16 protein-coding genes and 1 riboswitch are annotated in these 24,027 nt (G+C 64.9%); of the genes, 10 read left to right on the top strand and 6 right to left on the bottom strand.

Translation table 11 applies throughout. The features are described from left to right. Positions 1-3: 3 nt before the first annotated feature. Positions 4-1,005 (bottom strand): ketol-acid reductoisomerase, encoded by a 1,002-nt coding sequence (gene ilvC / locus RZV17_RS16235; protein WP_355604972.1) that lies wholly within the window; start codon positions 1,003-1,005, stop codon positions 4-6. A gap of 48 nt (positions 1,006-1,053) precedes the next feature. Further along, entirely contained in the window at positions 1,054-1,188 is a 135-nt protein-coding gene (locus RZV17_RS16230; protein WP_260177353.1) for a hypothetical protein, read from the bottom strand. Between the two features lie 472 nt (positions 1,189-1,660). Here RZV17_RS16230 and ggt point away from each other — a divergent pair, with 472 nt between their 5' ends. The 6 genes from ggt to RZV17_RS16200 all read left to right on the top strand — a co-directional run bounded on the left by ggt (position 1,661) and on the right by RZV17_RS16200 (position 14,550). Beyond that, positions 1,661-3,370, top strand: a complete 1,710-nt coding sequence (ggt, locus tag RZV17_RS16225) for a gamma-glutamyltransferase (RefSeq protein ID WP_047696992.1) — start codon at positions 1,661-1,663, stop codon at positions 3,368-3,370. Positions 3,371-3,449: 79 nt separating this feature from the next. Continuing rightward, on the top strand, positions 3,450-5,288 hold the full coding sequence (locus tag RZV17_RS16220; protein ID WP_166749239.1) for a methyl-accepting chemotaxis protein: 1,839 nt from the start codon (positions 3,450-3,452) through the stop codon (positions 5,286-5,288). A 403-nt stretch (positions 5,289-5,691) separates the two neighbouring features. Continuing rightward, positions 5,692-5,789, top strand: a riboswitch (TPP riboswitch). A gap of 92 nt (positions 5,790-5,881) precedes the next feature. Further along, on the top strand, positions 5,882-7,759 hold the full coding sequence (gene thiC / locus RZV17_RS16215; protein ID WP_355604966.1) for a phosphomethylpyrimidine synthase ThiC: 1,878 nt from the start codon (positions 5,882-5,884) through the stop codon (positions 7,757-7,759). A 423-nt stretch (positions 7,760-8,182) separates the two neighbouring features. Beyond that, positions 8,183-10,525, top strand: a complete 2,343-nt coding sequence (locus RZV17_RS16210) for a winged helix-turn-helix domain-containing protein (RefSeq protein ID WP_355604963.1) — start codon at positions 8,183-8,185, stop codon at positions 10,523-10,525. Positions 10,526-10,635: 110 nt separating this feature from the next. Continuing rightward, positions 10,636-11,529: an AraC family transcriptional regulator gene (locus RZV17_RS16205; RefSeq protein WP_184367575.1), complete on the top strand. Its 894-nt coding sequence runs from the start codon at positions 10,636-10,638 to the stop codon at positions 11,527-11,529. Positions 11,530-11,577: 48 nt separating this feature from the next. Continuing rightward, entirely contained in the window at positions 11,578-14,550 is a 2,973-nt protein-coding gene (locus RZV17_RS16200; RefSeq protein ID WP_184438392.1) for a TonB-dependent siderophore receptor, read from the top strand. Between the two features lie 532 nt (positions 14,551-15,082). Here the strand turns inward: RZV17_RS16200 and RZV17_RS16195 are convergent. Continuing rightward, entirely contained in the window at positions 15,083-16,198 is a 1,116-nt protein-coding gene (locus tag RZV17_RS16195; protein ID WP_039407294.1) for an HDOD domain-containing protein, read from the bottom strand. A 146-nt stretch (positions 16,199-16,344) separates the two neighbouring features. Continuing rightward, positions 16,345-16,881 (bottom strand): inorganic diphosphatase, encoded by a 537-nt coding sequence (gene ppa / locus RZV17_RS16190; protein ID WP_005990841.1) that lies wholly within the window; start codon positions 16,879-16,881, stop codon positions 16,345-16,347. Between the two features lie 197 nt (positions 16,882-17,078). Here ppa and RZV17_RS16185 point away from each other — a divergent pair, with 197 nt between their 5' ends. Continuing rightward, a complete protein-coding gene (locus tag RZV17_RS16185) occupies positions 17,079-17,561 on the top strand; it encodes a hypothetical protein (RefSeq protein WP_355604957.1) in 483 nt (160 codons plus the stop codon). Between the two features lie 275 nt (positions 17,562-17,836). On the opposite strand, the gene RZV17_RS16180 is transcribed toward RZV17_RS16185, so the two are convergent. After that, the gene (locus RZV17_RS16180) at positions 17,837-19,864 is read right to left on the bottom strand and encodes a sodium-translocating pyrophosphatase (protein ID WP_166745263.1); all 2,028 of its coding nucleotides are present in this window, start codon (positions 19,862-19,864) and stop codon (positions 17,837-17,839) included. Between the two features lie 247 nt (positions 19,865-20,111). Between RZV17_RS16180 and RZV17_RS16175 the strand changes: the two genes are divergently transcribed. Continuing rightward, complete coding sequence (locus tag RZV17_RS16175) at positions 20,112-20,636, top strand: hypothetical protein (protein WP_355604954.1); 525 nt, start codon at positions 20,112-20,114, stop codon at positions 20,634-20,636. Between the two features lie 232 nt (positions 20,637-20,868). Beyond that, positions 20,869-21,540, top strand: coding sequence for a hypothetical protein (locus RZV17_RS16170; RefSeq protein WP_355604951.1), 672 nt, complete (start codon positions 20,869-20,871; stop codon positions 21,538-21,540). Positions 21,541-21,798: 258 nt separating this feature from the next. On the opposite strand, the gene RZV17_RS16165 is transcribed toward RZV17_RS16170, so the two are convergent. Beyond that, positions 21,799-23,055 carry a 6-phosphofructokinase gene (locus RZV17_RS16165; RefSeq protein ID WP_355604948.1) on the bottom strand — a complete coding sequence of 419 codons (1,257 nt, stop codon included), beginning with the start codon at positions 23,053-23,055 and terminating at the stop codon, positions 21,799-21,801. 159 nt (positions 23,056-23,214) lie between these two features. Between RZV17_RS16165 and RZV17_RS16160 the strand changes: the two genes are divergently transcribed. Beyond that, positions 23,215-23,778 (top strand): adenylate kinase, encoded by a 564-nt coding sequence (locus RZV17_RS16160; protein WP_039407312.1) that lies wholly within the window; start codon positions 23,215-23,217, stop codon positions 23,776-23,778. The last annotated feature ends 249 nt before the right edge of the window (positions 23,779-24,027 follow it).

The following is a 24,027-nucleotide window of genomic DNA, read 5'->3' as shown; positions in this document are numbered from 1 at the left end:
GCGTTACGCCGCCTGTTGATTCGCAGGTGCGGCGGCGGCCTGCTGTTCGCCGTTGAGCCACACCATCTTGGCGCGCAGCTTCTTGCCCACTTCTTCGATCGGGTGCTCCAGATCGGCCTGCTTGAACTTGCTGTAGTTCGGCAGGCCGGCTTCGTACTCGGCCACCCAGTTCTTGGTGAAGGTGCCGTTCTGGATGTCGGTCAGCACGTCCTTCATGCGCGCCTTGGTGCTGGCGTCGATCACGCGCGGGCCGCTGACATAGTCGCCGTATTGTGCGGTCTCGGACACGAATTCCAGCATGCGGGTGATGCCGCCTTCATAGAACAGGTCCACGATCAACTTCAATTCGTGCAGCACTTCGTAGTACGCGATTTCCGGCTGGTAGCCGGCTTCCACCAATACTTCGAAACCGGCCTGCACCAGCGACGAGGCGCCGCCGCACAGCACCGCCTGCTCGCCGAACAGATCGGTTTCGGTCTCTTCCTTGAAGGTAGTCTTGATGATGTTGGCGCGCGCGCCGCCCAGGCCGCCGGCATAGGTCAGCGCGAACTGCTCGGCCTTGCCGCTGGTGTCCTGGTACACCGCATAGATGCACGGCACGCCGCGGCCGATTTCATATTCGCGACGCACTAGCGCGCCCGGGCCCTTGGGCGCGACCAGCACCACGTCCAGATCGGCGCGCGGTTTGATCATGTCGAAATGCACGTTCAGGCCATGCGCGAACAACAGGCAGGCGCCCTGTTTCATGTTGGGGGCGATGACCTCCTCGTAGAGCTTCTTCTGCACCATGTCCGGGGTCAGGATGGCGACCAGGTCCGCGCTCTTGACCGCCTGGGCCGGGGCCACGACGGTGAAGCCGTCGGCCTGCGCCTTGGATTCTGTCGGGCCACCGGCACGCAGGCCGACGGTGACGTCGAAGCCGGAATCGCGCAGGTTCAGCGCATGCGCGCGGCCCTGGCTGCCGTAGCCGATGATCGCGATTTTCGGTTGGATGTCGTTGCTCATGAAGGTGTCCTTGCGGGATTGGCAGTGGAGATGGGCAGTGGAAAGAGATCAGCCGGCAGTGCAGACACTGGCCGGCTGAGCAAAGCGGGGAAGAGCAACGCCGCCGCACATGCAGGCGCAGACAGCAGCGCCGGTGCGGGCATTGCTGGAAGACGTTCTGGCGATGGTGGTGATGTCGTTCATGTCATTCGAAACTTTTGGTGATCCCTGAAACGCGAAACCCCGCGCCGTTGCCGGTGCGGGGTCTGATCGAAGCCTTGTGTGTCTGTTGCCTACACGAAGTCTCGTCCCGCACCGGTTGGCGAGGTAATAAGTACGAGCACGAGAAGCGACGCTGCCGGCACGCCGAAGGGCGCGGACATCGGAGCGTTCGAGGTAGTGTGGCGGTGCGGCATGGGCCTGAGATAACCACCGCCGCCGGTGGGGTGTCAACCCTTGCGGCTGAAACATCCGCATTCATGCGGCCGGCGGCGCGCCAGGCCGCATGACAGCAGCATGGTTGCGGCTGAAACCGGATCGCCCGCGCGCCGGAATCGCCAACAGACATCACCAACTGCGCGGTTTTCCCGTGCGCGATGGCATCGAACGAGCGCCGCGACAGAGGCCGCTGGTATGGTGAGTGCTTCATCCGTCGTGTCATGGGGAGCTGTTGATCATGCGTCGCGTACCTGTCTTGCTGGTGTCTGCCCTGGCCCTACTCGCGCCGCCTCTCGGCGCCGCCGACCGGATCACCGGGCAGCCCTTCGCCACCCGCTCGGAAGTCATTGCGCCGCATGCCATGGCCGCGACCTCGCAACCGCTGGCGACCCAGATCGCCCTGGACGTGATGAAGAACGGCGGCTCGGCGGTCGACGCGGCGATCGCGGCCAATGCGGCGCTGGGCCTGATGGAGCCCACCGGCAACGGGGTGGGCGGGGATCTGTTCGCGATCGTGTGGGACCCCAAGACCAGCAAACTTTACGGTTACAACGGTTCGGGCCGCTCGCCCAAGTCGCTGACCCTGGCCGAGTTCCAGCGTCGCGGCCTGAAGGACATTCCGCCCACCGGCCCGCTGCCGGTCTCGGTGCCGGGCGCGGTGGACGGCTGGTTCGCCCTGCATGAGCGCTTCGGGCGCAAGCCGATGGCGCAGAACCTGGCGCCGGCCATCCGCTACGCGCGCGAAGGCCATCCGGTGGCTGAAACCATTGCCTATTACTGGGACCGTTCGGTACCGCGCCTGTCGCAATACCCCGGCTTCAAGGAGCAGTTCACCATCGACGGCCACGCCCCGCGCAAGGGCGAGCTGTGGAAGAACCCGAACCTGGCCAACACCCTGCAGCAGATCGCCGACGGCGGCCGCGATGCGTTCTACAAGGGCGAGATCGCGCGCACCATCGGTGCCTACTTCAAGGCCAATGGCGGCTACCTGAGCTACGAAGACATGGCCAGCCATCAAGGCGAGTGGGTGGAGCCGGTCAGCACCAACTATCGCGGCTACGACGTCTGGGAACTGCCGCCCAACAGCCAGGGCATCGCCGCACTGCAGATGCTCAACATCCTGGAAGGCTACGATTTTTCCAAGATCCCGTTCGGCTCGGCCGAGCATGTGCACCTGTTCACCGAGGCCAAGAAGCTGGCGTTTGCCGACCGTGCGCGCTTCTACGCCGACCCGGCCTTCCAGCCCGCACCGCTGGCCAGGCTGGTGTCCAAGGATTACGCCGCCCAGCGCCGCGCGCTGATCTCGATGGACAAGGCGCTCAAGGAAGTACAGCCGGGCACACCCAAGCAACTGGAAGAGGGCGACACCATCTACATGACCGTGGCCGATGCCGACGGCATGATGGTGTCGCTGATCCAGTCCAACTACCGCGGCATGGGCAGCGGCATGGCGCCGCCGGGGCTGGGCTTCATCCTGCAGGACCGCGGCGAGATGTTCGTGCTGAAGAAGGATCACCCCAACGGCTACGCGCCGGGCAAGCGGCCGTTCCAGACCATCATCCCGGCCTTCGTCACCAAGGACGGCAAGCCGTGGCTGAGCTTCGGCGTGATGGGCGGTGCGATGCAGCCGCAGGGCCATGTGCAGATCGTGATGAACCTGGTGGACTTCCACATGAATCTGCAGGAAGCCGGCGACGCGCCACGCATCCAGCATGAAGGCTCCACCGAGCCGACCGGCCAGGCCACGGCGATGAGCGATGGTGGCGAGGTCAATCTGGAGACCGGCTTCTCCTACGACACCATCCGTGCCTTGATGCGCAAGGGCCATCGGGTGATCTTTGCCGACGGCCCATATGGCGGCTATCAGGCGATCGCCCGCGATCCTGCCAGCGGGGTGTATTACGGCGCTTCGGAAAGCCGCAAGGATGGGCAGGCCGCCGGATATTGAGCGGGCTGGCGCGGTGTCGCTCTCGACTCAACTCCAGGCTCGGCGCGCCGCTAATGCTATCGATGGATTAGGAGTCCCCATGAGCTCGATGCAATCGCCCGACCCGCCGTCGCAGATACAGGCGGCCCAGCTTCCCGACGCGCCGGTGGCCCTGCTGCGGCTTTCGGCCGAGGCCTGTCTGGTCGCGTGCAACCGCGCCGGCCTGGACGTGCTGGGCAAGACCGCCGGCGAGTTGCAGGGCGCGCCGGCATCGGTGCTGTGGGGATTGAGCGCAGCGGATCTGGTCGGCGAAGAAGGTGTTTGGGCGGCACCGGGCGACGATCCGGCGCGGCGCGTGCGCTACGTGCGCGAGCGCGCGCACGGCGGCTGGATGCTGTCGCTGCCGCACGTGGAAACCGCAATCCTGCTGCGCGAAGCCACCCGCCTGGCCGATGACAGCCGCCCGGTGCCGATTTCGCCGCTATTGCAGCCGTTGGTGGCGCGCCTGCAGGCCGAGCATGAAGATCGTACGGTGCTGGAGCGCACCGCGCAGGCGCTGGCCGGCTGCGAACTGGAGTTGCTGTTGCCGCCCGGCCTGGCGGAGACCGAGATGGGACGCCGGCTGCAGGCCGGCTTCGGCAATCTGGCCGAAGCGATCCGGCAGGCTGTGGCGCTGTCGGTGCAGATCGCCGCTGAAGTGCCGCCGCTGGTAGCCGAAAACGACGACATGGTGCGCCAATCGCAAGCACAGACCGAAGCGCTGGACGGCGCGCGCATGGCGGTGGAACGGCTTTCGTCCAGCCTGCACGACGTCAATGCCGAGCTGGGGCAGGTGATCGCGCTGGCGGCCAGTGCCGATGACAGTGCGCGGCAGGGCGTGGCGGCGGCGCACGCGCTGGGCCAGGCCATGCACGAAGTGGAGCGCCGGGCCGCGCGCGCCGGCGAGGTCATCGAAGTCATCGATTCGGTGGCGTTCCAGACCAACATCCTGTCGATCAATGCCAGCATCGAAGCGGCGCATGCCGGCGATGCCGGGCGCGGCTTTGCGGTGGTCGCCACCGAAATCCGCCGCCTGGCAGAGCGCGCCGCAGCGGCGGCACGCGACGTGCGCGCCATCCTCGCCGAAACCAGCGCCGCAGTAGGCGAGGGCGCGGCCTCTGCGCGCGGCACCGAAGCGGTGCTCGACGGCATCACTCGCGTGCTTGGGCAGGCCAGCAGCGCGATGACCACGGTGGCCGGGCGCATCCAGGCGCAGGACGGCGAGATCCGCGGCATCGAGCGCGCCGTGGATGGCGTGGTGGCCCTGGGCCGCAGCAACCTGCAGCACGCCGCGCATGTGGCCGAACGCAGCGAAGCGCTGGAGCGCGGTACCGAAACCCTGCGCGACTGCGTGGGGTTGTTCCGGTTGCCGGCCGACCCGCTGCAGGTGCCCCGGCACGCGCGCGTCAAGGAGCTGGCCGTAGCCACCGCGGGCAAGATCGGGGCGGCATTGGCGCAGGCCATTGCGCGCGGCCAGATCGATGAAGCCGCATTGTTTGCCCGTACCTACACGCCGATCGCCGGTGTCGAACCGCCCAAGTTCACTACCGACTTCGACGCGCTCTGCGATCAGGTGTTGCCGCCGTTGCAGGAGCCGCTGCTGGATGCGCACCCGTGGATCGTGTTTGCCATCTGCGCCAATCCCGACGGCTACGTGCCCACCCACAACCTGCGCTTCACCCAAGCGCTGACCGGCGATGCCAAGCGCGACCTGGTCGGCAACCGCACCAAGCGCAAGTTCACCGACCGCGTCGGCCGCAGCGTCGGCGCACACACCGACCCGTACCGCCTGCAGGTCTACCGCCGCGACACCGGTCAGATCATGTTCGACCTGTCGGCCCCGATCTTCGTCGATCGCAAGCACTGGGGCGGCCTGCGGGTGGGTTACACGCTGGAGTGACCGGCGGCATCCGGCCGGACCCTGGCTGCCGTGCGTGAACGCGGCAACCTAAAAAAAGCCGCCGGAATCGGCGGCAGGGAGAGAGAGCAGGTTTCTTGTTGTAGTGCCGGCAGGCTAGTTGCACGGTGTGCCGCAGAAATGTCTGCGCATGTCAGCGAGCAGGCACCAAGCGTCCTGTTCAGCTCTTGGTGATCTGCAAGGTCGCTTCGTATTCAGACTGCTGCCGATCGCAAATCATGGTCGCCGGCCGTCCGGGATCGTTCGGCAACAACAAGCGCGTCCAGCTGGATACGCCTCATCCGGTTAACGGGGTGAACGCTGCCTCCCTGCGGATGCGCTTTCTCGTCAGTCCCTCCCGCAAAGCTGCGCGCGCGCCGTGAGCGCAGGCGATGTGGTTTAATCGCCGCCGAAGTGGGGGTACCGCAGCGCGCTGCGGTTGAGATAGTCCCTTCGAACCTGATCCGGCTCATACCGGCGTAGGGAAGCTTCGTTAGATGCGAGGGTCCGTGCTTGCACGGGCACCTGAGTGTTGAGCGCCGCCGCTTCGTCCGCACTGCGACTCCTTCGCAGGGCCAGCACACAGGACGAATGCCATGAATGCCGCGCCCACCGTTTTGCAGCAACAAGCCCAGTCGCTGTCCCAGGCTGTGACCCAGCCGATTCCCGGCTCACGCAAGATCTTCGTGCAAGGCTCGCGCGCGGATCTGCAGGTGCCGATGCGCGAGATTGCATTGACGCAAACGCCCACCTTGTTCGGTGGCGAAGACAATGCGCCGCTCAGCGTCTACGACACCTCCGGGCCTTATACCGACCCACAGGCGGCCATCGATCTGGCTGCCGGTCTGGCACCGCTGCGCACGCAGTGGATTGCCGAGCGCGGCGATACCGTGGCGCTGGATGGATTGAGTTCCAGCTTCGGGCGCGGACGCGAGCACGATGCGCGGCTGGATGCGGTGCGTTTCCCGGCGCGTCGTCTGCCGCGTGTGGCTCGGGAAGGCGCCAACGTCACCCAGATGCATTACGCACGGCGCGGCATCATCACGCCGGAGATGGAGTTCGTGGCGATTCGTGAAAACCAGCGGTTGGAGGCAGTGACCGATGCGGTCTTGCGCAAGCAGCATCCCGGCGAGTCGTTCGGTGCGGCGATCCAGCAGCGCATCACGCCGGAATTCGTGCGTGACGAGATTGCACGCGGCCGCGCGATTCTGCCCAACAACATCAATCACCCGGAAAGCGAACCGATGATCATCGGTCGCAATTTCCTGACCAAGATCAACGCCAACATCGGCAACAGCGCGGTGTCTTCGGGCATCGCCGAAGAAGTGGAAAAACTGGTGTGGTCGATCCGCTGGGGCGGCGACACGGTGATGGACCTGTCCACCGGCAAGCACATCCACGAAACGCGCGAGTGGATCATCCGCAATTCGCCGGTGCCGATCGGCACGGTGCCGATCTACCAGGCGCTGGAAAAAGTGGACGGGCGTGCCGAAGCGCTCACCTGGGAGATTTTCCGCGACACCTTGATCGAGCAGGCCGAGCAAGGCGTGGATTACTTCACCATCCATGCCGGTGTGCTGTTGCGCTACGTGCCGCTTACCGCAAAACGCGTCACCGGTATTGTCTCGCGTGGTGGCTCGATCATGGCCAAGTGGTGTCTGGCGCATCACAAGGAGAATTTTCTCTACACGCACTTCGAGGACATCTGCCAGATCATGAAGGCCTACGACGTGGCATTTTCGCTGGGCGATGGCCTGCGCCCGGGTTGTATTGCCGATGCCAACGATGCGGCGCAATTCGGCGAGCTGGAGACGTTGGGCGAGTTGACCAGGCTCGCCTGGCAGCACGACGTGCAGACCATGATCGAAGGCCCGGGCCATGTGCCGATGCAGTTGATCAAGGAAAACATGGACAAGCAGCTGCGCGAATGCGGCGAAGCGCCGTTCTACACCCTGGGGCCGTTGACCACTGATATCGCGCCCGGTTACGACCACATCACCAGTGCGATCGGCGCGGCGATGATCGGCTGGTTCGGCACGGCGATGCTCTGCTACGTCACGCCGAAGGAGCACCTGGGTCTACCCAATCGGCAGGACGTGCGCGACGGCATCATGGCCTACAAGATCGCCGCACATGCGGCCGACCTCGCCAAGGGGCATCCCGGGGCGCAGGTGCGCGACAACGCCTTGAGCAAGGCGCGTTTCGAATTCCGTTGGGACGACCAGTTCCATCTCGGGCTGGATCCGGAAAAGGCCAGGGAGTTTCACGACGAAACCCTGCCCAAGGACGCGCACAAGCTGGCGCACTTCTGCTCGATGTGCGGGCCGCACTTCTGTTCCATGAAGATCACCCAGGACGTACGCGACTACGCGGCCGAGCACGGCATGGGCGCCGAGCACGCGTTGTCGGCCGGCATGGAAGAAAAGGCGTCGCAGTTCCTGGTGCAGGGCGCACAGGTGTATCGCGCGTCCTGATGCCGCCAGGCTCCCGCCGCCTGGCTCGCGCGACGAGGTCGCTTAGCAGGAATTCAGGTTTTCGCGCGCAGATCGCATCGTGGTGCGCAAGTGCCATGGTGCGATCGCGCTGCAAGCGATTACACAACACAAGGCTCTCGACGGTTTTACCTGAATCGCAGATAAAAAAATCGCGCCAGAAGGCGCGAAGGGAACATCGTCGTTATTTGAATTCGTCGGCGAGAGAGAGAGAGCCTGACGTCGCCGCCTGTCATAGGAAGCAACGGGGCATAGGGTAAAATTTGCACCAAATGGATGCATGACACAGTTGGTCGTGGTCCTTTGCTGAATTTGGCGTTTCGCGCGGATTGCGTGATGCGTCCTTTGTTGTCCTTGCATGCCGATGCGTGTTCTTTGCCGATGAGTGTTCCTCCCGTTACTGCAATGCCCTCTGGCCGGCTGCGTGTCGGCCCGTGCGTGGTCGACGTTGCCTCGCGCGAAGTGCATGCGCCCGGAGCCAGACGTGTGGCGCGGCTGGCGCCCAAATCCCTGGCGGTCCTGCTGAGCCTGGCGCGGCAGCCGGGGCAGGTGGTCACGCGTGAGCAGCTGCTCGCCGACGTGTGGCCCGATACCTTGCCCACCAACGATGTGGTCACCCAGGCGGTGACGCAGCTGCGCAAGGCGCTGGCCACTCATGGGAGCCAGCGCTCGGAGCACATCGAAACGATTGCCAAGACCGGCTATCGGCTGATGGCGCCGGTGGCGTGGGAGACGGAGAGTGACTCGCTGGTGGCGCAGGTGCCTGGCGCGCAATCGCCGTCGCATGCGCAGGCGCCCTCAGTTCTGGATGCAGCGCTGCCCGCGCCTGCAGCGCGCGTGAGTGCAACAGCGCCGACCATCCCTGTTCCCGCACCGGCGGCAGGCCCATCTTTGCGCGCTGCTGCGATGACGCCGCGGTGGCGGCGCTGGATGGCCTTGGCGATCGCGGGCGTGGCCTTGCTGGCGGTGCTCGGGCTGGCGCTGCGCGCGCTCTGGCTGCATGTGCCGGCCGACCCGGTGGCGACATCGAGCGCGGTGCCGGGCAGCCCCAAACGACCGTATCAGGTGATTACCGCAGGCGGCGGATTCGATCTCACTCCCAGCCTGTCGCCGGACGGCCGCATGGTCGCGTATACATCGTTGACCAGCGATCGTCCGGGGACGTCGATCCTGGTCAAGACGACCGACAACGCCTACCCGCGCGTGCTGGAAACACCGGCGCCCGGCATCTCCGATCGCCTGCCTGCGTGGTCGCCGGACGGCCGTGAGATTGCGTTCTCCAGGCAGGCTCCGGATGGAAGCTGCAGGGTCATGATTGCGGCGGCAAGCGGCCCGGCCGCAGCGCGCGAGGTGGTCCGCTGCGATGGCGCGGACATGCTCAGTTTCAGCTGGTCGCCCGACGGGCGTGCGTTGTTGTTCGGCAGCATGACCGGCGCACAGGAGGGCGCGCGGATTCGGCGCCTGGATCTGGACACCGGGCAGTGGCAGGCGCTGCGCTACAGCGCGGAGCCGGGCGACTTCGACTACGCGCCGCGCTATTCCCCGGACGGGCAGTGGATCGTGTTCCTGCGCAACCCGCAGCTCGGCGACCTGTGGCGGATGCCTGCGCAGGGCGGCACCGCCGAGCGGTTGACGCATGACAATGCCGATATTCGCGGTTGGAGCTGGTTGCGCGACGGGAGCGGGCTGGTATTCGGGCGCCGCGTGGATAGCGAGGCGCGTTTGTATCGGCTGGATCTGGTCGATCGCAGCCTGCATGACCTGGGCGTGGACGATGCGCAGGCGCCGGACGTGGCGCACGACCACCTGGTCTTCGTGCAGCGCAAGCCGCAGTTTGGTGTGTATCAGGTCATTCATGACCCCATGAATGGTGGCTACATCCGGCGCCGCCTGTTTCCCTCCAGCGGGCGTGATGACCAACCGATGATCGCGCCGGACGGTCGCCAACTCATCTTCGCCTCCAACCGCTCCGGCGCGTATGGGCTGTGGTGGGGTGACGTCACCCAGCCCGGCTCGGTGCGGCTGATCGAAGGCCTGCGGCCGGATGCGCGGCAGGCGGCGGATTGGTCCGCCGACTCGCGCAAGGTGCTGGTCAGCGGCAGCGATGTCGACGGGCATGCGGCGCTGTTCGAAGTGACCCCGGGGACTGGCAAGGCCGTGCGCCTTGCGGTGCCCCAGGCGCGGCCGTTGCAGGCGATCCATCTTCCCGATCCTGATCGCTTGCTGGTCGTGGCTGCGGCCGACGATGGCCACACCTTCGCCACGCTGTACGACCGCCGCAGTACGCCGTGGCGCGCGCTGGCCACGCTGGCGGACGTGTCGCAGCTACGGCTGGACCGGGTCAGCGGGCAGGTGCTGTTCACGCATCTGAGTGGTGGCGGGCTGTGGCAGATCGCGCCGACGCTGGCGGCCGATACGCTGCAGCCGGTGGACCCGCAGCAGCCGACGCGTTGGCGGTATCGCAGCTGGGCGCCCGGAACCAATGGCCAGGTGCACTACCTGTCGTCCAGCGACAGTTGCGCGACGCATGACAGCGAGCTGCGCAGCCAGCATGCGCAGTGCCTGGACGTGGCGAAGTTCACCACCATCAACGGCTTCAGCCTCGACCAGCGCAGCGGCGCGATGTATGTCGCGCTGGCGGAAGAGGATGGCAGTTCGATCGCCTATATGGCACTGCCCGAACGTTCGTCTGTCTCCGTCGGCTTCATATCCAACTTATTGACGATATTGAGAAAAGTCGCCTCGTAATTTATTCGGAAAGGCTTCGGATCGATTTCGGCACACCTTCGTCGGAACTTCCTGACTCACGCCAGATTCGGCAAAACACTACGCCCTCTTTTGTAAACGGGGCTGCCAACATGCAACAGGTCATCACTGCCGATCGCGGGCTCGCGCTGTCATTGGACGGCGCCGGCGAGTCGACCTCGACCACGTGTCTGGCAGTGTCGCGTCTGGGCAGCATCCGCACGACGTCCGCCACCTTCACGCTGTGGGTGCAGCTGCGCGGCCGTGCCTGGGTGGAATCCAAAGAGGGCCGCTTTCGTCTGCGTGCCGGCGACTGGATCGCCTTCGACAAGGATTCGCACCCAACCGTGCAGGCCGATCGCAGTGCCCTGTGCGTGGGCGTCAGCCTGGATGGCGACAGCCTGCAGTCGCTGGCCGAGTTGACCGATGCCACGCTCTACCCGGGGCGCAGCCACTTGTCGCGCAGTGATCTGCGCATCGCGTTACGGCTCTGGCGCAATGCGGCCCTGCAGAACGGTGGCGCGTCCGCGCGCCCGTTGTTGCTGCACCTGGCGGCGATGCAGCGCGACTTCATCGAACAAGAGCAGCGTTGCCCGGGTCGCTCGCGTAGCCGCCGCCGTCAGGTGTTCGGGCGCATGCAGCGTGCGCGGCTGTATCTGGAAGGCAACAGCGACCGGGTAGTACGCATCAGCGAACTGGCGCAGCTGACCAACTTCTCCAGCTGGTATGTCTCCAAGACCTTCCAGAGCCTGTACGAAGAGAGCCCGCAGGCCTTATCGGCCCGCTTGCGCCTGGAGCGCGCCTCCGACTTGTTGCGCGATACCTCGATGATGATCGGCGAAGTGGCAGCCGCCAGCGGCTTCGACAATTGCTGCAGTTTTGCGCGTGCATTTCGTGCGCGCTTTGGTGTCTCCGCATCGCACTACCGCGACCAGGCGACCAATCCGCCAGATTCGGCAAAGCCACGTAACGTGACGCGCAAAGCGACGGCGTTCACGCAATCGTAATTTGCACAGGGGCGCTTAACGCGCCACTAACGAACCCTGGAGAGATTGATGAACCTTCGCACTTCCGCAGTGCGGCTGGGCCTTTTGCCCGCCGGTATTGCGATCGCGTTGACGCCGGCTTTTGCCGCCAATGCACAAGAGCAGTCCGCCGCCCCGTCGACCACGACGCTGGACCGCATCGAAATCACCGGCTCGCGCATTCGCTCGGTCGACGTCGAAACCGCACAGCCGGTATTCACCGTCTCCCAGCAGGACATTCAGAAGTCCGGTCTGGTCAGCGTTGGCGACATCCTCCAGAACCTTTCGATCGCCGGTACGCAGACTTACAGCAAGGCTGCCGTGCTGACCTCCGATCCGGAACAGGGCGGCCAGTACGTCAATCTCTACAACCTGAACGAAAACCGCACCCTGGTGTTGGTGAACGGCAAGCGTTGGACCAGCAGCCTGAACGGCCTGACCGACATGTCCACCATTCCCAGCTCGCTGATCGAGCGCATCGAAGTCCTGAAGGACGGCGCCTCGGCGATCTACGGCTCCGATGCCGTGGCCGGTGTGGTCAACATCATCCTGCGCCAGAACTATGACGGCGCGGAAGCGTCGGCGTATTTCGGCCAGAACGGTCGTGGCGACGGTTCCAAGGAGCAGTACTCCTTCACCGCCGGCACCACCACCGACCGTGCCTCGCTGGTGTTCGGTGCCAACTACACCAATGAAGATCCGGTGTGGGCCAAGGATCGCGCGCTGACCCGTTATTCGGCCGGCCCGAACCACATCGAAGACAGCCTGAGCGCGACCGGTCCGTGGGGCCGTTTCAACGATCCACGCGCGGTGGGTACGCCGGGCGCGGGCAACTATCTCGACACTGACGGCAATGTCGTCGGTGCCGGCCAAGGCACGTGGTCGCCCAACCAGTGGGTGCTCAACCACACCGGTTCGTTTGACGGCAAGGGCGTCGGCGCTGATTCACGCAGCCTGTCGAACTATCACGTTGGCGCAGGTGTAGACGACTACTACAACTCCGTCGACCAGATGATGTTGCAGCAGTCCAGCAAGAATAAGTCGGTTTTCACCACCGGCAGCTACAACCTCACCGACAACATCACCTTCAAGTCAACGGCGATGTATTCGGAACGTACGTCCAACCGTCAGATTGCCGGGTATCCGTTGCAGGCAACGTCGCAGCCGCAGTTCCCGGTGGCGATCAGTGGCAGCAGCTACTACAACCCGATGGGCCAGGACATCACCAGCTGGTTCCGCCGCACCATCGAACTGCCGCGCACCACCGAAAGCAACGTCAAGACCCTGCATTTCGATGCGGCGCTGGAAGGCGTATTCGACGTTGGTAGCCACGGCTGGAACTGGGACGTGGGCTTCAACTACAACAAGTACGATGTGACGCAGGTGTCGCGCGGCAACATCAACTTGCTGGCGCTGCAGAAGGCACTGGGTCCTTCGTTCCTCAATGCGCAGGGTCAGGTGCAGTGCGGTACCGCAGCGGCTCCGATCGCGCTGGGCACCAGCAATGCGCTGGGTCAGTGCACCCCGTTCAACATCCTGGGTGGCCCGTCGGCCTCCACGCCGAACGCGCTGCAGTACATCAATGCACTGGGTCAGGCAACGCAGCAGAGCCTGAGCAAGCAGTGGACCGCCAACGTCACCGGTGGCCTGTTCGATCTGCCGGCCGGTGAGCTGGGCTTCGCCGCAGGCGTCGAGCACCGCGAAATCAGCGGTTACGACTACCCCGATCAGCTGTCCAGCGCCGGTTACACCACCGACCTGGCTGCACAGGCCACCGAAGGTCGCTACCAGACCAACGAAGCCTACCTGGAGCTGTTGATCCCGGTGTTGAAGGATCTGCCGGGCGCCAAGGAACTGTCGTTCGACGTGGCTGCGCGTTACAGCAACTACAGCCGTTTCGGCGACACCACCAACAGCAAGTTCAGCTTCACCTGGAAGCCGATCGACGACCTGCTGGTGCGTGGTACCTACGGCACCGGTTTCCGTGCGCCGACCCTGTCGGACACCTTCGGTGGCGGCTCGCAGACGTTCGATACCTTCACCGATCCGTGCGACGCCACCTTCGGCTCGCTGGGCAATGCAGGCGTGGCAGCACGCTGCGCCGGCGAAGGCCTGCCGGCCGGTTACCGTCAGACCGACACCGCGGGCAACCCGGTGACCCGTCGCGACGTGCAGGGCAACGCGCCGTTCAATTCGGGCGTGGGCAACGCCGAGCTGGAGCCGGAATACAGCATCACCCGTACCGTGGGCATGGTGTACAGCCCGCATTGGGTGCAGGGCCTGGATTTCTCGCTGGACTGGTACCGCATCTCGATCTCCAACATCATCACTTCGCTCACTGCCAATGATGTGTTGAACAACTGCTACCTCAACAACCTGGCCAGCTACTGTGCCGACTACGGTCGCGACCCGATCAGCGGTCAGGTCACCACGCTGAGCCGCGGCAACGTCAACCTGGGTCGTCTGGAAACCGAAGGCTACAACTTCGGCGTGCGTTACCGCATGCCGGAAACCGCCTACGGCAAGTTCGCCGTCAACCTGGACACTAACTACCTGGCAACCTACAAGTCGCAGGCGGAAGCCGGCGCAGAGTGGGCAAACGCGGCCGGTTACTGGAACTTCCCGCGCGTGCGTGCCACCTTGGGTCTGGACTGGTCGCTGGGTTCGCTGTCGGCCAACTGGAACCTGCGTTACTACGGCGGTTTCCGTGATTACTGCTGGGATGCAGCGGCAGGCATCGAGTGCAACAACCCGAACTACCAGACGCCGAATCCGGGCTGGGGCGGCGGCACCGGTTCCAACAAGAAGGGCTCGATCTCCTATCAGGACGTCTCGGTCACTTGGCAGGCTCCGTGGGACGGCAGCGTGACCGTCGGCGCCCGCAACATCTGGAACAAGCAGCCGCCGATCACCTACTCGATCACCAACAGCAGCACCGCGGCGATCGATCCGATGCTCGACTACGACCGCTTCCTGTTCGTGCAGTACAACCAGCGCTTCTGATCATCGAAGCGATGTAAGTGTGTCGAAAAAAGCGGGCCGAAAGGCCCGCTTTTTTTGTGCCCGCCACTGAGCGGGCCTTCCGTGCGGCGTGCGGATGAGCCGCGCTGGTGAGCGCCAAGCTGCTGCATCTCCGGTGCGATGCGTACGCGCGGCTCCAGCGCCTGTGGAGGGCTCGCTGCGACACCACAGCGGTGCGTGGGGGATTTACGATTGTCCGACTGCGTACGAGCAGTCCGATATGGACTGATGCCGGTTACCAGCGTCACCACCGCAGGTGCCTGAAGCCATGGCTGGTGCCATGCTTGGTCCAAAGGCCAATCGCTACCGCGTTGGGATGGATTCGGCTGCATCATTGCAGGATCTGCATGTCCGTGAGGTCCCGCCAATCGCGGAGTTGCTGACCCTGCAGGCCGGCGCCCCGCAGATGCGCGTCGTGCATCCTGCCCGCGTCATGCTGTGGCGAAACACCAAAGAAAAAGGCGCGATGTCATCGCGCCTTTCGTCCTTCAATCGCTGCCTTTACCGTCGCCGCTTACGCTTCGGCAAGCCCCAGCAAGGTATCGGCCTGCTCGCGCCAGGCCGGCAGGCGGGTGATCACGCCCACCTTGGACAGATACTCTTCGTCCACCGCCTCGCCGCTGGCCAGCGCGGTGGCCACGTGCACCGCGCCGGTGACCCAGAAGCTGCGCAGGCTGGAGCGCTGCGGATGCCGATGGAACGCCACTGCCTCGATGATCGGCATCGGCAGGCCCCACAGGCCCAGCAGATACGCGCCGGCTTCGGTGTGGCCCAGACGCTCGTCGCCGCCTTCCAGCAGCGGCTCGCGCTCGTCGCGCACGCCTGGCAGCAGCAGGCCGATATCGGCCAGCAGGGCCGCCGTGGACCCCAACTCTGCACTGGTCGGTGGCAACACTTTTGCTGCCAGTCGCGATGAGAGCAGGGCGCGACGCTGCATCGCGCTACGCTCGGCCGGGGTCAATGTCTGTACCGAGAAGACTTCGCTGGCCAGCACCAGGTCGCGCAAGGTCGCCACGCCCAGACGGGTCACCGCAGTCCGCAGGTCGGTGATGCTGCGGCCGCCGGAAAAGAACGCCGAATTGCACAATTGCAGCACCTTGGCCGCAATCGCCGGGTCGCCGGCGATCAACTTGGCGATGTCGGCCGCATCGGCGCCATCGTCTTCTTCCAGCGCGTGCATCAGACTCAGATACAGGTGCGGCGGCGAGGGTAGTTTTTCGATGCGCCCGATGGCAGCGCGCAAGCGCGGGTTGCTGAGCAGATCGCGCAATTCTTCCAGGCTGGTCACCGCCTCGAGCAGCACTTCCGGGGCCAGCGGCATCGGCAGGAAACGATGGGCCACGCCAATGATGCGGGCTGGCGGCGTGCGCTGGCCATCCTGCGCATCGATCAGCGCGATCCGGATGGTGTCCGGGCGCAAGGTGCGGATCTGCCCCAGCAAGGTGGCGGCAGTCAGGTCCGGCAACACCGGTGCAACGATGACCGCATCGAACGGCGACAACGCGGCAGCTTCGATCGCCGAATTTCCATCGGCCACCTGCTGCGCCTGCCACTGATCGCCGAGATCGGCGACATAGTCGATCAGGTCGGACGGAAGACTGGCTTCGTCCCCAACAAACAGAATACGCAAGACACTTCCCCAGAAGTCACCGGCGGCGGACGCCGGCCAAACGCAGTCGGCAAATGTACCCAATCTGCCGAAGGCGGTCACCGGGATCACGGCAAAAGCGTGATCCCGGTCGCTCCGCAGTGCGGAGCAGTGTCACAGCCAACGGCTCAGGGTGCGTCGGAATTATAACGTTCGACCGACTCGACCAGGATGCGCTTGGCCTCGGCCGCGCCGCCCCAACCGTCGAGCTTGACCCACTTGCCCTTCTCCAAGTCCTTGTAATGCTCGAAGAAGTGGCCGATGCGCTCCATCCAGTGGCTGGAGACCTGGTTGATGTCTTCGATGTGCGCGTAGCCGGAGAAGATCTTCTCGATCGGCACTGCCAGGATCTTCTCGTCGCTGCCCGCTTCGTCACTCATGCGCAGCACGCCGACGGGGCGGCAACGCACCACCGAGCCCGGGACCAGCGGCAGCGGCAGCACCACCAGCACATCGGCCGGGTCGCCATCGCCGCACAGGGTGTTGGGCACGTAGCCGTAGTTGCAGGGGTAACGCATCGGGGTCGACAGGATGCGGTCCACGAAGATCGCGCCGCTGGCCTTGTCCACTTCGTACTTGACCGGCTCCGAATCCTTGGGGATTTCGATGACTACATTGATTTCTTCCGGCAGATTCTTGCCAGAGGTGACCAGTTCAAGGCCCATGCGGGTAGCTCCGAGACGTCAGCAGTGTGTGGAGCGCGATTCTACGCGTTCGGCTGTTGCGCTGCAGCGACACTGAATGGGCAGTCTTCTGAGGGGGCGATGCGGCATAGCCCGCATTCATCGCGAGTGGCTTCCCGATCGTTGCGAACGGGCCGGCGGCGCAGGCTGCAGGCTCATCCACCGCTCGGGAAATCGTCATGACCAGGCTCACGCGTTTGCTCGTCGTCTTGCTGCTGTCTCTCGCTGCACAGGTTGCCGCCGCGGCAACACCGTCGCCAACGTATGTCGATGCGGTGGACTGGCCGGCCAACGGCGAGGGCTGGGAGCGGTTCATCGACCTGGAGCAGCGGCTCGACCGGGATTTCGACGACATCTGCGGCGACACCTTCTGCGGTGGCGAATTCAGCGACTACCAACCGCTACGCTTTCGCTGTTCGGTCCACCGCGTCACCGGCGTGGTGCGTAGCTGCATCTGGACCTTCGGTGCCAGCGAGGTCAGCGTCGACCCTGGCAGTGGCTACCTGCGTTCGAATAGCCGAGTCTGGCGTTGCACGGCGCCCTTGAAGGCCGGTACCCACCTGGACGAGCTGTATCGCACGTTGGCGGTGACCAATCCGCTGTTCGAACCGTTGCCGGGCGGCGCACCGCCGATTTACGACGGCTTGATCGGCTGCCTGTGACCGATGGTCGCGACGCGCGCTTTTCGGGCGAGTCAGGGCTCTCCAGCCAGAGCCGCGTGTCCGGCGGCAGGTGAGGGGTGACACGACGGGGCCACCGTCGTCGTACGGGGTGGGCCTGCCTGGACGCAGGCGCGGGCAGGGACCCTGCCTCCGTCCTGGCGCTCCAAGCGTTGCCGTTGATCGCCATAGGGTTCGCACAGGCCGCAGGCTCCGTGCCTGCGCCCTGTGCAGCCGGTAAGGTGGCGCCAGGTCCCGCAACCCCGGTGACCACCTGCCTACAGCAGCGGCACCAGCAGCAAGGCCACGATATTGATGATCTTGATCAACGGGTTGATGGCCGGCCCTGCGGTGTCCTTGTAAGGGTCACCCACGGTGTCGCCGGTGATTGCCGCCTTGTGCGCCTCGCTGCCCTTGCCGCCGAAGTGACCATCCTCGATGTACTTCTTGGCATTGTCCCAGGCGCCGCCGCCGGTCGTCATCGAAATGGCCAGGAACAGGCCGGTGACAATCGTGCCGATCAGCAAACCGCCCAGCGCGCGTGGTCCGAGCAGTAATCCGACCACGACCGGAACCACGACCGGCAACAGCGAAGGCACGATCATTTCGCGGATGGCCGAGCGGGTCAGCATGTCCACCGCACGGTCGTATTGCGGTTTGGCGGTGCCGGCCATGATGCCGGGGATTTCGCGGAACTGGCGGCGTACCTCTTCCACCACTGCACCTGCAGCGCGGCCGACTGCTTCCATCGCCATCGCACCGAACAGATACGGAATCAATCCACCGATCAGCAATCCGATGATCACCGTGTGGTCGGACAGGTCGAAGGCGAAGACCTGGCCGGGATTGGCTGCCTGCAGGTTGTGGGTGTAGTCGGCAAACAACACCAGCGCTGCAAGTGCGGCCGAGCCGATCGCATAGCCCTTGGTGACCGCCTTGGTGGTGTTGCCCACCGCATCCAGCGGGTCGGTGATATCGCGTACTTCCGGCGGCAGCTCGGCCATCTCCGCGATGCCGCCGGCGTTGTCGGTGATCGGGCCATAGGCGTCAAGCGCCACGATCATGCCGGCCATCGACAGCATTGCCGTGGCAGCAATCGCAATGCCGTACAGGCCTCCAAAGTGGAACGCACCCCAGATGGCCGCGCACACCGCAATGACCGGCAGCGCAGTGGACTTCATGGAGATGCCGAGTCCGGCGATGATGTTGGTGCCGTGGCCGGTGGTACTCGCCGCTGCAACGTGCTGCACCGGTGTGTATTGCGTGCCCGTGTAGTACTCGGTGATCCACACGATCAGCCCGGTAAGTACCAGGCCGATCAGCGCGCAGGCATACAATGCGGCAGCGCCATGGAGGTTGTCGCGCATCAGCGACTGGGTGATCGGCCAGTAGGCCAGCGCAGCCAGCACGCCGGACACGATCACGCCCTTGTAAAGCGCTCCCATGATCGAGCCACCGGCTTTGACCTTGACGAACGTTGCGCCCACGATCGACGCGATGATCGACACGCCACCGAGCACCAGCGGATACAGCACGGCGTGCGGGCCGGCCTCGGCGAGCGTCAGGCTGCCGAGCAGCATGGTGGCGATCACGGTGACTGCATAGGTCTCAAACAGATCCGCGGCCATGCCGGCGCAGTCGCCCACGTTGTCGCCGACATTGTCCGCAATCACCGCCGGGTTGCGCGGGTCGTCCTCGGGAATGCCGGCTTCGACCTTGCCGACCAGATCCGCGCCCACGTCCGCGCCCTTGGTGAAGATGCCGCCGCCCAGGCGCGCGAAGATCGAAATCAACGACGACCCGAAGGCCAGCCCGACCAATGCATGCAGGTTCTGCTCCAACGGCAGTCCCATGGCCTGCAGCACCGCGTAGTAGCCGGCCACGCCGAGCAGGCCCAGCCCCACCACCAGCATCCCGGTGATCGCGCCGCCGCGGAAAGCCACATCCATCGCCTTGCCGATCCCCTGCCGCGCGGCCTCGGCGGTGCGCACATTGGCACGCACCGAGACATTCATTCCGATATAGCCGGCCAGCCCCGACAACACGGCACCCAGTGCGAACCCGATTGCGGTGTACCAGCTCAGAAAAAGTCCGACCAACACGAACAGCACACCACCGGCAATCGAGATGGTGAGGTACTGCCGGTTGAGATACGCGCGCGCACCTTCCTGGATCGCCGCGGCGATCTCCTGCATTCGCGTGTTGCCGCTCGGCTGGGCGACCACCCAGCGCGCCGACACGATTCCATAGACGATTGCCAAGACCGCACAACCCAGCGCGAGCAACAACCCGTAGTGTTCCAGCATGACCCCTCCCAGAGAATGGATGTCATCCGGTCGGGACGAACCAGGGGCGATGCACGCGACGAGTGACAGCCAATACGGACTCGACGGCCGCAAGGGCCACAATGCGCGTCGCGATGTTCAGGTGGCCGGATCGCGATCGAGTATGCGCCGCGCCTTGCAGACCCGCCACCCTCAGGGCTTTGGCGCGTGGTTCAGTTGTCACGTGACAGCCTGCGGCCAACGTGATCGAGCCGATCCAGGAGTCTCCATGTCGAACCCTACCGCGTCCAGGCATGCAGCGTTGCTTGCCACCTTGCTGCTGACCGGCAGCGCATTCGCCGCAGAACCGGCGCCAGAGTTGAAGGCGCGTGCGCCTGGTACTGCGCAAGCTGTCGGTGCCGTGCATACCTTGCGACAGATCCCGGAAGCCTGTGCACGCCTGGAAGGCGTGTTCACCGGCAACGCCGCGCAGCCGTACACCTTGTCTGTCGTGCGGAGCAGCCCCAACTGCCAGCCCCGCGCACGCTTCGTGGACTACGCCAAGGCCGCTCCCAGCGTCGCGTCGGGCTGGATCTACAATGACGTGATCCGCGTCCCCAGCGCCGCCTGCCCAAGCCAGCAGGCAGTGGTGCGCATCTGGCGCAAGCCGGTGGACGCCAAGCCGCAACTCGATGGCCAGGGCCAATCGCGCATCTATCTGGAAGACGCCAAGCAGCAGGCAGCCGCAGGCAAGATGCCGCAGGTGCCGATGTTCGCCGCGCAGCAAGTCATGGAAGGCAAAGCCTGCCAGTGAGGTAAAGCTGGGTGACTGCAGTGATGCCGCCTCTGGCGCGCCCGTGGAGCAGGGAAGCCCCTTCATCAGACGGCCCATTCCCTGGCAGTAACGCCAACCAAATGCCCGGCTGATGCCTGCTGCCAGGCAGGGCCAGGCCCGGCGACGTGTCTGGACCTGCCTGTTGCGATGCCGACCCGGCGGTCTGTGTCACGTCGACGGAGATCCAGTGCGTCTTTATCGAATAACCCGCATGAAGCAATTGCGTCATTTCCCCGTGCTGCTGGTGGCCCTCGCGCTGTGGCATCCGTTGTCGGCGCGTGCAGCGGCCAGCATGGTCGTCGACGATGCGGGCGTTACGCCGCGTGGCCAGTGTCAGTTGGAGGCGTGGTGGCGGGCAATGCCGGCCAGTGCGTCAAGCACGCTTGTGCCGGCTTGCAATGTCGCTGGCACGGAGATCGCCATGGGCCTCAGCACTATGCGGCACGGTGCGACGTCCGTGGATATCGGCGCAAAGCGGGTCCTGCGCGATCCCGATCACCACGTCCTGGGCCTGGCGTTGTCAGTGGGCATGCAACGGTCGTGGCAGGATCCACACCAACGTGCCAGCTACATCACGGTGCCGTTGACCTGGTCATTCGGCGAGGCCGTGGCCACGCGACTCCACCTCAACGCCGGCCTCGTTGCAACCCCTGCCGGGCCAGACACTACCAATGCCGGTATCGGAGTCGAGCGCACCGTCACCGCGTCATGGATCGTGCTGGGCGAGGCGTTCGTCGACGATCATCGCGGGCAGGGGGGGCAAGTCGGACTGCGCAGGCTGGTAGGCAAGGCATCCAGCATCGATCTGGTCGCCGGCCGTGACCGTCTCAACGCACCACGCGGATGGATCACGCTGGGCATCAACGTGGCGATGGCGCCATAACGCCGCTCGCCGGATCGAGGCGCGAGGCACAGCTGGGTGGGCGTCTGTCGCTGCCGGCGTCCTGGCGTCGAGCTGCAATGCGAAAACATCGGCGCGGCACTCGGCTGCCTGCTACTGGTCTAGCCTGAAGGCGTCCCTGAAAGAGAAAGGCCGATATCGACGGACCATCAAACTGCGTTGCCGACGCCAGCGTATGCCAGCGTCTGCCGGTCATGGTGCCGACGCATCCGCCCCGGGAGCACAGCCGCCTGCCTGAGCTCAGCCCTCCCACGCCGGCAACTTCTTCGTCACCGCCACATTCTTCAGGCTGACGTATTTGGGCAACCCATCGCTACCGTAGGCCAGCGGGGCTTCGCCCTTGATCAACGGAGCGAAGTAGCGGCGCGCCTTCTCAGTGATGCCGAATCCGTCCTTGCGTAGAAAACTGGGCGGCATCTTCTTTTCATGGTTGGCCACCTTGTGCAGGGGCGCGGGCACGATCTTCCAGCGGTACGGGGCATCGCTGACGCGTTCGATCACCGGGATGACGGCATTCATGCCCTTGAGCGCGTACTGCACGGCGGCCTTGCCGACGGCTTGTGCCTGTTCCCAATCGGTCTTGGATGCGAGGTGGCGTGCAGAGCGTTGCAGGTAGTCGGGCAGCGTCCAGTGCACCTTGTAGCCGAGTGCCTGTTTGACCTGCGCGGCCAGGAACGAGGCGACGCCGCCGAGTTGTGCGTGGCCGAACGAGTCGGCCGCGCCGCCTGCGTCGGCGACGAACTTGCCGTGCGCGTCCTGGATGCCTTCGCTGGCCACCACCACGCACCAGCCGACCTTCTCCACCACCTGCTTCACCTTGGCCAGGAATGCGGCCTGGTCGTAGGCCCGTTCGGGCAGCAGGATGATCTGCGGTGCGTCGTCGGGGCCTTGCCCGGCCAGGCCTGCCGCTGCGGCAAGCCAGCCGGCGTGGCGGCCCATCGCTTCATAGATGAAGACCTTGGTGGAGGTGTCGGCCATGGCGGCGACATCCAGTGCGGCCTCGCGCACCGACACCGCGGTGTACTTGGCCGCCGAGCCGAAGCCGGGGCAGGTGTCGGTCACAGCGAGGTCGTTGTCGATGGTCTTGGGCACGCCGATGCAGTGCAGCGGGTAGCCGTAGGCCTTGGCGAGTTGCGAAACCTTCCAGGCGGTGTCGGCCGAATCGTTGCCGCCGTTGTAGAGGAACCAGCGCACGTCGTGCGCGCGTAGCACCTCGAGCAGGCGCTCGTACTTGGCGCTGTCTTCTTCCAGCGACTTGAGCTTGTAACGGCAGGAGCCGAAGGCGCCACCCGGTGTCTGCGCCAGGGCGGCAATGGCTGCGGCGGATTCCTTGGAGGTGTCGATCAGCTCCTCGCGCAGCGCGCCCAGGATGCCGTTGCGGGCGGCCAGCACCTTGACCTTGCGCGCACGCGCCTCGGTGATCACGCCGGCGGCGGTGGCGTTGATGACGGCGGTGACGCCGCCGGATTGGGCATACAACAAGTTGCCAGTGGTCATAGGGGGACAGGCTCCTCACATGGAAACATGGCGCAGGGGACAGTGCCGGGACATTCCCCGGATGCGGTAAGCTGCACGACCATACGGTCAGCGCTGGCGAAGGCTTGAGTCTAACGCCGCCAACCGCAACGCGTTTTTATTCGAAAGTGGAGTCCACTGATGCGATTGGTTCTGTTGGGACCGCCCGGTTCGGGCAAGGGCACCCAGGCGACACGTCTCAAAGACACGTTTGACATCCCGCACATTTCCACCGGCGACCTGTTGCGCGCCGAAGTGGCCGCCGGCTCGCCGCTGGGTCTGAAAGCCAAGGAAGTGATGGCGCGCGGCGATCTGGTCTCCGACGACATCCTGCTCGGCATGCTGGAGGCGCGCCTGGGCCAGGCCGATGTGGCCAAGGGTTTCATCCTGGACGGCTACCCGCGCAACGTGGCCCAGGCCAATGCGCTGGATGCATTGCTCAGCAAGATCGGTCAGCCGCTGGATGCCGTGGTACAGCTGGACGTGGCCAGCGAACTGCTGGTCGAGCGTATCGCCGGCCGTGCCAAGGCCGAAGGCCGCGAAGACGACAACCCGGAATCGGTGCGCAAGCGCCTGCAGGTCTATACCGACTCCACCGCACCGGTGATCGGCTTCTATGAGCAGCGCGGCAAGCTGGCACGCGTGGATGGCGTGGGCTCGCTGGATGAAGTGCTGGAGCGCATCAGCAAGGCGCTTGGCCGCTGAGTCGACACGGACCGGGCGCAAGGCCCGGTCCTTTGCAGTCGCCGCGCTGCCATCTGCGCCCGCAATCGGTTCGCCCAAAAGAAAAACCCCGGGCGTACAAGACGACCGGGGCAGAATAACGCCAGTAATGGGCTTGCTCAGAGCCCCGACAGCATGAGCTCCCTGGGGATTTGGCCTCTTGGGGAGTAGGACCAAAGGGTGCTGCGACTGGCGTTCAGCATAGTGATGGATGTGACGCAGATCGCATAT

This window comes from Xanthomonas cannabis (genome assembly GCF_040616535.1).
In the GTDB taxonomy this organism is placed as follows: domain Bacteria; phylum Pseudomonadota; class Gammaproteobacteria; order Xanthomonadales; family Xanthomonadaceae; genus Xanthomonas; species Xanthomonas cannabis.
The sequence above is the reverse complement of the archived record's forward strand: the minus strand, read 5'-3'. Positions and strand labels throughout refer to the sequence as shown.